The sequence below is a fragment of the Escherichia sp. MOD1-EC6162 genome (genome assembly GCF_002965125.1).
Lineage (GTDB): Bacteria > Pseudomonadota > Gammaproteobacteria > Enterobacterales > Enterobacteriaceae > Escherichia > Escherichia marmotae.
In genome coordinates this window covers 144,700-151,834 of record NZ_PTSB01000011.1, presented here as the reverse complement: position 1 = coordinate 151,834, position 7,135 = coordinate 144,700, and the positions used below count along the sequence as shown (strand labels likewise).

Below are 7,135 nucleotides of genomic sequence, written 5' to 3'. Positions count from 1 at the left end.
ATGGGACAACTTGTGAAATTACCGGCAAGAAGGGAAAGGGCCTTCCCGAGAGTGGTAAAGGAGAGGCCCTGGAAATACCCCACAGCTCCGAAAAAGAGCCAGTCAGTTGCTTAACTGACTGGCATTATCCCTTTTGGGGCCGTTTTTTGTTTTTGTCATAAACCGATACTATGCAAGATCAAATAACTCAGCAGCGTTAGTATTCTCATATTTATACTGTTATCTAATGTGCGAAAACTGCGATAACCTGTAAACGACTCTACTTCGTAGATGACGAAGCATCGGAGCACTAAAACCGTTTGGTTACACTTTTAGCGATGGTTAAGAGTAGGGAAGGATTTATGACTCGGAAGAAGTTAGTAAAACGAACTGACAGGATAAAGGCGTCCCGTTCATCCTGTCAGTAAAGAAAATCTTATTAATCGTGTTGGTGTTTTTCCTGAATAGCCGTCAGAGAGCCGACTTCTAACGCTTCTTTATAGTGTTTACGGCAAACTGAGACATAACGCTCATTACCACCAATAACCACCTGCTCGCCTTCGTTATAAGGTCTACCCTCCTGATCGAGACGTAACACCATGCTTGCCTTACGGCCACAAAAGCAGATGGTTTTTAATTCGACCAGTTTGTCTGACCATGCCAGTAAGTATTGGCTGCCGGTAAATAATTCACCGCGAAAATCGGTACGTAAACCATAACAAAGTACAGGTATATCGAGTTGATCGACAACCTCCGATAATTCATATACTTGTTGTCTGCTTAAAAACTGGCATTCATCAACCAATACACAATGAATTGCCTGTTGTTCATGCTCCGCACGAATCTCATCAAATAATGATGAATTTTGGTTAAATAATTTTGCAGGTGATGACAAGCCTATACGCGAACTGACTTTCCCAGCTCCGAAACGATCATCAATTTCCGCCGTATATACGACAGTGCGCATACCGCGTTCCTGGTAATTGTATGAAGATTGCAACAATGCCGTAGACTTACCCGCATTCATTGCGGAATAGTAGAAATATAGCTGTGCCATCAGCCACAGACCCTCAATGATATGAAATAAAGTTGGTTGAAGTTTATCATAATTCGCCAGTTTTACAGTGCAACAGTACGCGCAGAAGAGGTATATACGTCATTCTTTTAGAAGGATGGCATAATCCTTCAGAGCTATCATTGCGACTGCTTTGCTTGTTATAACTGCGTAAATGACTCCTGGTAACTATTCACAATCTTTAACTTGTTGCACAAGTAATAACCCCCTGTTGACCTCCAGCATACGGCAATACAAAGTCCCTGCACTTATTGCAACTGTTCTACTTTTCATCATTCGCTTAATAGGGGATTTCGTAAACATGACTAATACCGAAGAGTAAAAGGTGCCAGCACATGTTAATCCCTACATAAAATGTGACATGAATCAGGAAGTTTTAACCTTAGGTGGTGCAAAAGTACCGATGCAAATAGGGCTATATGCCGCGTCTTTTCTGACTAATTTTATGAAAAGATATTTATTGGCGGCACAAAATAAAGAACAATTTTGAATTCCTTACATTCCTGGCTATTGCACAACTGAATTTAAGGCTCTATTATTACCTCAACAAACCACCCCAATATAAGTTTGAGATTACTACAATGAGCGAAGCACTTAAAATTCTGAACAACATCCGTACTCTTCGTGCGCAGGCAAGAGAATGTACACTTGAAACGCTGGAAGAAATGCTGGAAAAATTAGAAGTTGTCGTTAACGAACGTCGCGAAGAAGAAAGTGCGGCTGCTGCTGAAGTTGAAGAGCGCACTCGTAAACTGCAGCAATATCGTGAAATGCTGATCGCTGACGGTATTGACCCGAACGAACTGCTGAATAGCATGGCTGCTGTTAAATCTGGCACCAAAGCTAAACGTGCACAGCGTCCGGCTAAATATAGCTACGTTGACGAGAACGGCGAAACCAAAACCTGGACTGGCCAGGGTCGTACTCCGGCAGTAATCAAAAAAGCAATGGATGAGCAAGGTAAATCTCTCGACGATTTCCTGATCAAGCAATAATCTTTTTTAGATTCAGCTTGCTTAAAATCCCGCCATTGGCGGGATTTTTTATTGTCCGTTTTAAGACTATCCAATAAGAATAAGCTATAAAAAAACGGCATTGATAACTCAATGCCGTTCCGTAGAAAACATCGCTATAGATGTTACTTCTTAATGCCCATCTCTTCTTCAAGCCAGGCTTTAAATTCAGTACCCAGTGTATTGTGACGAATACCGTATTCGACAAATGCCTGCATGTAACCTAATTTATTACCACAGTCATGGCTCTTCCCTTTCATATGATAGGCTTCAACCGTTTCTTTCTCGATCAGCATATCAATAGCATCGGTCAGTTGAATTTCATCGCCTGCTCCCGGAGGAGTTTTTGCCAGCAGCGGCCAAATATCGGCGCTAAGTACGTAACGACCAACAATAGCGAGATTAGATGGTGCAACATCTGCTTTCGGTTTTTCTACTACACCAACCATCGGCACACTTTCACCAGGCGCTAATTCCACACCTTTGCAATCCACAACACCATATGCTGTCACATCAGCAACAGGTTCAACCATGATCTGGCTATGACCAGTTCCATCAAAGCGGCGGATCATCTCTGCAAGGTTATCCTGCGACAAATCGGATTCGTATTCATCCAGAATAACGTCTGGCAAAATAACAGCCACAGGTTCATCACCAACGACCGGGTGAGCACACAATACCGCGTGCCCCAGACCTTTCGCCAGCCCCTGACGAACTTGCATAATAGTCACGTGCGGCGGACAAATAGACTGCACTTCATCAAGCAACTGGCGTTTTACACGTTTCTCCAGCATAGCTTCCAGTTCAAAACTGGTATCAAAGTGGTTTTCAATAGAGTTTTTAGATGAGTGAGTAACCAGCACAATTTCAGTAATGCCAGCCGCAATACATTCATTCACGACGTATTGAATTAATGGCTTATCGACAAGCGGTAGCATCTCTTTCGGGATAGCTTTTGTCGCCGGCAACATCCTGGTTCCTAATCCCGCTACCGGGATAACGGCTTTTTTGACTTTCGTGTTAATGGCAGCCATTTAAATTCTCCTGGACTGTTCGTGTATTGAACGTGTTCATATTTCTGTATCACATCCCAGTATATCAGTACCCTGACAAGGCCTGGTTCCGAAAAGGATGTGAGTTAACATAATTAAGACAATTACTTATACGAATGGCGACGATAGTACCACCAGCCAACATTAGCGGGTAATGCAATTTTATCCAAAATTATCGTTTGCTCATTCCGCAGACAACATCAACCGCAGCCTTCCACCGGTTCCCCAAATTTGGCATTGCCAGGCATCACATCGCTGACTCAATTGATTCAAATAGGCATTACCTAATGTCCCTAACGGAACGCCATTACTGATTTGAATCTGGTGTTCGCCCGCATTCAACGTCGCATTCAAGCCTGCGGAAACCAGAATGAGATTTTTCAATTCACGATGATAATAGCCGACTAATAGCGGAAACTGACCAGGCAAATTGGCCTGGCGTAGTAAATGGTTTACCTGCTTCAATAACGCGCCTAACTCTGGCAAACGTTGATTTTGGTGCGCAAGCTGTTCCTGTAATAAGCCATTAAACAGCGCACGTAATAACAAAGCGGCAAGGACGCCATTATGTCCAGCTCGGGTTACATCAAGACAATAAAAAGCCAGATCATTTTCCGATAGTGCTGCAATATCAAGTACCAGACCAGGTTTATCAACAGCTACGAGTTGGCGATAATTAACCCGGCAATGGGAAATCTCCTGCTGAACCGGTGGTTGTAATTCTTGCAATAATTTCGCGGCAGCGGTGGGATTATCCACCATTGCATCCCAGTCGCGAAAAAGTCTTTCTTCTTCCTCAACCCGGGAGTTAAACATGCTGGGATAAAGACAAGCAAAAACCATCTCACGCAGGCGATTAAGATCTTTAACCGGTTTCAGCAAAACATCTTCTACCCCCAGGCGTAACGCTTTCGCAATATCTGCCATATTTTCCGTAGCAGAAATCACCAGGACAGGAGTTTGATCCCCCCGGTTACGGATATGCTCCAGCAGTTTTAAACCATTCATTCTTGGCATTGCAATATCACATATCATCAGATCGGGTGTGAAACCTCCCAGTAGCTCAAGGGCATCCACCCCATCAGCCGCCAGTACCGTTGTCGCTCCCAATGAGGAAAACCACGAATCCAGAAGCGAGCGAAAGACTGGCTCATCTTCAACTATGAGAATCTGTTTTCCGACCAATGGCTGCGTCATGTTCTCTCCCCTGACTGGCTTTATTCAATAGTGACATGCTATTGCCATCAGTGCCTGTCAGAATTAACTTAAGTGTAGATAAAAAATCAGATTAAAACGTTAGTTCGAACCAGCGGTAAAAGTTCATCCATTTTCTTTTCTACCGCCAATTGTCCTGCCGCAATCGCGGCGTTGGCACGATGAAAATCCAGGGTAGATATCTGCGGACATAAAGGTTGAATCAGAATATCAGGCGGGTCTCCAGCCATGCGGTTTCGTTTGAGGCGGTTTTCCAGCACCTGGATTGAGGTAGTCATAATTTCTGTCGCTGTCGGTGCCGTGACAGCCCGGCGCGCAGTAAAACTGCTTAACCGCTCTTTCAGCCGTGCATGCCACGGTAAAGCATCTTCAGTGTCATCATATTCAGTACTGACATTGAATGAAAGAAGGTCTTGTTGCATCAAGTGCGCATCGTGCTGGAGATCAACCGCTATTACGATATCAGCGCCCATCGCACGCGTGAGGGAAATAGGAATCGGATTAACAACTGCGCCATCAACCAGCCAATAGCCGTTATGAGCAACCGGTGCCATCAGGCCGGGAATGCTGCATGATGCTCGAATAGCAAGATGGAGATCGCCTTCGGTAAACCACAGTTCTCTCCCCGTACTTAAATTTGTGGCGACCGCAGCGAAACGGCGTGAACAATTTTCTATCTCTGTTTCCGGCATAATTTCGCGATACCGATTGAATACACGCTCACCGCGCAGCAATCCGCCACGCTGCCAGGAGAGATCCATCAGCCGTAAAACATCCCAGTAGCTAAAAGAGGTGACCCACTCTTCCAGCGCGGACAGGCGATCACATGCATAGGCTGCGCCCACCAGCGAACCGATTGAACATCCTGCAACGATATCTATTTCAATGCCCATTTCTTTTAGCGCGTTAATGACGCCAATATGCGACCATCCTCGCGCCGCGCCGGATCCTAGCGCCAGCCCTATTTTTATCTTTCTCATTATTCCTGCAAGCTTCCCCTGGAATGCAGCCGTAGCCACATCGCTACTGCTCGGTTAACATAGTGCTACGCAGGCGATTAATACGCCGTTATTGTTTCCAGGGAGATTATTTGTGTCTGAGCTTTGTCCCTGTGGTAGTGCTGTCGAGTATAGCCTATGTTGCCACCCTTATGTGTCTGGTGAAAAGGTTGCACCTGATCCTGAACATCTCATGCGTTCGCGTTACTGCGCTTTTGTGATGCAAGACGCAGATTATTTAATAAAGACCTGGCATCCATCCTGTGGCGCTGCAGCGTTGCGTACCGAATTGATGGCCGGATTTGCGCATACCGAATGGTTGGGGCTGACCGTATTTGAACGCTCATACCATGAAGGTGATGACGTAGGTTATGTTAGTTTCGTCGCTCGATTTACCGAACAGGGTAAAACAGGAGCGATAATTGAACGTTCGCGATTTTTGAAAGAAAACGGTCAGTGGTACTATATTGACGGTACACGTCCACAGTTTAGCCGCAACGATCCCTGCCCTTGTGGTTCAGGTAAAAAATTTAAAAAGTGCTGCGGCCAATAATGGTTGACGGTACGGTTAAGCAAACACTCTCAACAAGGTTTTTCCAGCAATGCATTCACTCCAACGAAAAGTTTTGCGTACCATTTGCCCGGATCAAAAGGGTCTGATCGCGCGTATTACTAATATTTGCTACAAGCACGAGTTAAATATCGTGCAGAACAATGAATTTGTTGATCACCGCACCGGGCGCTTTTTTATGCGCACGGAGCTGGAAGGCATATTTAATGATTCCACCCTGCTGGCGGATCTCGATAGCGCATTGCCGGAAGGTTCTGTGCGTGAGCTCACTCCCGCCGGTCGTCGTCGGATAGTCATTCTGGTCACTAAAGAAGCACATTGCCTTGGCGATCTGCTGATGAAAGCCACTTATGGCGGACTGGATGTGGAAATAGCGGCAGTCATCGGCAACCACGACACTTTGCGTTCACTGGTGGAGCGTTTTGATATCCCGTTTGAACTGGTCAGCCATGAAGGATTAAGTCGTAACGAACACGATCAGAAGATGGCAGATGCTATTGATGCTTATCAGCCTGATTACGTGGTGCTGGCGAAATATATGCGTGTATTAACGCCGGAGTTCGTGGCGCGCTTTCCGAATAAGATTATCAATATTCACCATTCATTCCTGCCGGCATTTATTGGCGCACGCCCGTACCATCAGGCGTATGAGCGCGGGGTGAAGATTATTGGTGCAACAGCACACTACGTAAATGACAATCTGGATGAAGGTCCAATCATCATGCAGGACGTTATTCATGTGGATCATACTTACACTGCTGAAGATATGATGCGGGCAGGTCGTGATGTCGAGAAAAATGTATTAAGCCGCGCGCTTTACCAGGTTTTGGCCCAGCGCGTTTTTGTTTACGGTAACCGGACGATTATTCTTTAATCGCCAGCCAAAAGAACTGGTTGCCTTTAATCCGTTACGGATGAAAATTACGCAACTAGTTCATTTTTCTCAACGTAACACTTTACAGCGGCGTGTCATTTGATATGATGCGCCCCGCTTCCCAATGAGGGAGCAGGCCAGTAAAAAGCATTACCCCGTGGTGGGGTTCCCGAGCGGCCAAAGGGAGCAGACTGTAAATCTGCCGTCATCGACTTCGAAGGTTCGAATCCTTCCCCCACCACCATCTCAAGCGTTACTTTCCCCTGGTGGGGTTCCCGAGCGGCCAAAGGGAGCAGACTGTAAATCTGCCGTCATCGACTTCGAAGGTTCGAATCCTTCCCCCACCACCATCACTTAG

At 45.7% G+C, this 7,135-nt stretch carries 8 protein-coding genes and 2 tRNA genes; 6 read left to right on the top strand and 4 right to left on the bottom strand.

Annotation, left to right across the window (positions count from 1 at the left end; all coding sequences use genetic code 11):
• Positions 1-114 (top strand): hypothetical protein (locus A9587_RS25025; protein WP_236942426.1); only part of this gene is annotated, 114 nt, incomplete at its 5' end.
• Between the two features lie 304 nt (positions 115-418).
• Here A9587_RS25025 and tdk read toward each other — a convergent pair.
• Positions 419-1,036 (bottom strand): thymidine kinase, encoded by a 618-nt coding sequence (gene tdk / locus A9587_RS11840; RefSeq protein WP_000068068.1) that lies wholly within the window; start codon positions 1,034-1,036, stop codon positions 419-421.
• Between the two features lie 599 nt (positions 1,037-1,635).
• On the opposite strand from tdk, the gene hns reads away from it, so the two are divergent.
• Positions 1,636-2,049, top strand: a complete 414-nt coding sequence (gene hns, locus A9587_RS11835) for a histone-like nucleoid-structuring protein H-NS (RefSeq protein ID WP_001287385.1) — start codon at positions 1,636-1,638, stop codon at positions 2,047-2,049.
• A 143-nt stretch (positions 2,050-2,192) separates the two neighbouring features.
• Here the strand turns inward: hns and galU are convergent, their stop codons facing one another.
• The 3 genes from galU to rssA all read right to left on the bottom strand — a co-directional run bounded on the left by galU (position 2,193) and on the right by rssA (position 5,314).
• Positions 2,193-3,101: a UTP--glucose-1-phosphate uridylyltransferase GalU gene (gene galU, locus A9587_RS11830; protein WP_000719000.1), complete on the bottom strand. Its 909-nt coding sequence runs from the start codon at positions 3,099-3,101 to the stop codon at positions 2,193-2,195.
• Between the two features lie 201 nt (positions 3,102-3,302).
• A complete protein-coding gene (rssB, locus tag A9587_RS11825; protein ID WP_001516510.1) occupies positions 3,303-4,316 on the bottom strand; it encodes a two-component system response regulator RssB in 1,014 nt (337 codons plus the stop codon).
• A gap of 86 nt (positions 4,317-4,402) precedes the next feature.
• Positions 4,403-5,314, bottom strand: coding sequence for a patatin-like phospholipase RssA (rssA, locus tag A9587_RS11820; RefSeq protein WP_105263528.1), 912 nt, complete (start codon positions 5,312-5,314; stop codon positions 4,403-4,405).
• A 112-nt stretch (positions 5,315-5,426) separates the two neighbouring features.
• Between rssA and A9587_RS11815 the strand changes: the two genes are divergently transcribed.
• From A9587_RS11815 to A9587_RS11800, 4 genes are all read left to right on the top strand, one after another.
• Positions 5,427-5,885, top strand: a complete 459-nt coding sequence (locus tag A9587_RS11815; RefSeq protein ID WP_016248760.1) for a YchJ family protein — start codon at positions 5,427-5,429, stop codon at positions 5,883-5,885.
• A 49-nt stretch (positions 5,886-5,934) separates the two neighbouring features.
• Positions 5,935-6,777 (top strand): formyltetrahydrofolate deformylase, encoded by an 843-nt coding sequence (purU, locus tag A9587_RS11810; RefSeq protein ID WP_000555861.1) that lies wholly within the window; start codon positions 5,935-5,937, stop codon positions 6,775-6,777.
• Positions 6,778-6,936: 159 nt separating this feature from the next.
• Positions 6,937-7,021 (top strand) — tRNA-Tyr (locus tag A9587_RS11805).
• A 21-nt stretch (positions 7,022-7,042) separates the two neighbouring features.
• Positions 7,043-7,127: transfer RNA gene (locus A9587_RS11800), tRNA-Tyr, on the top strand.
• Positions 7,128-7,135: the final 8 nt, after the last annotated feature.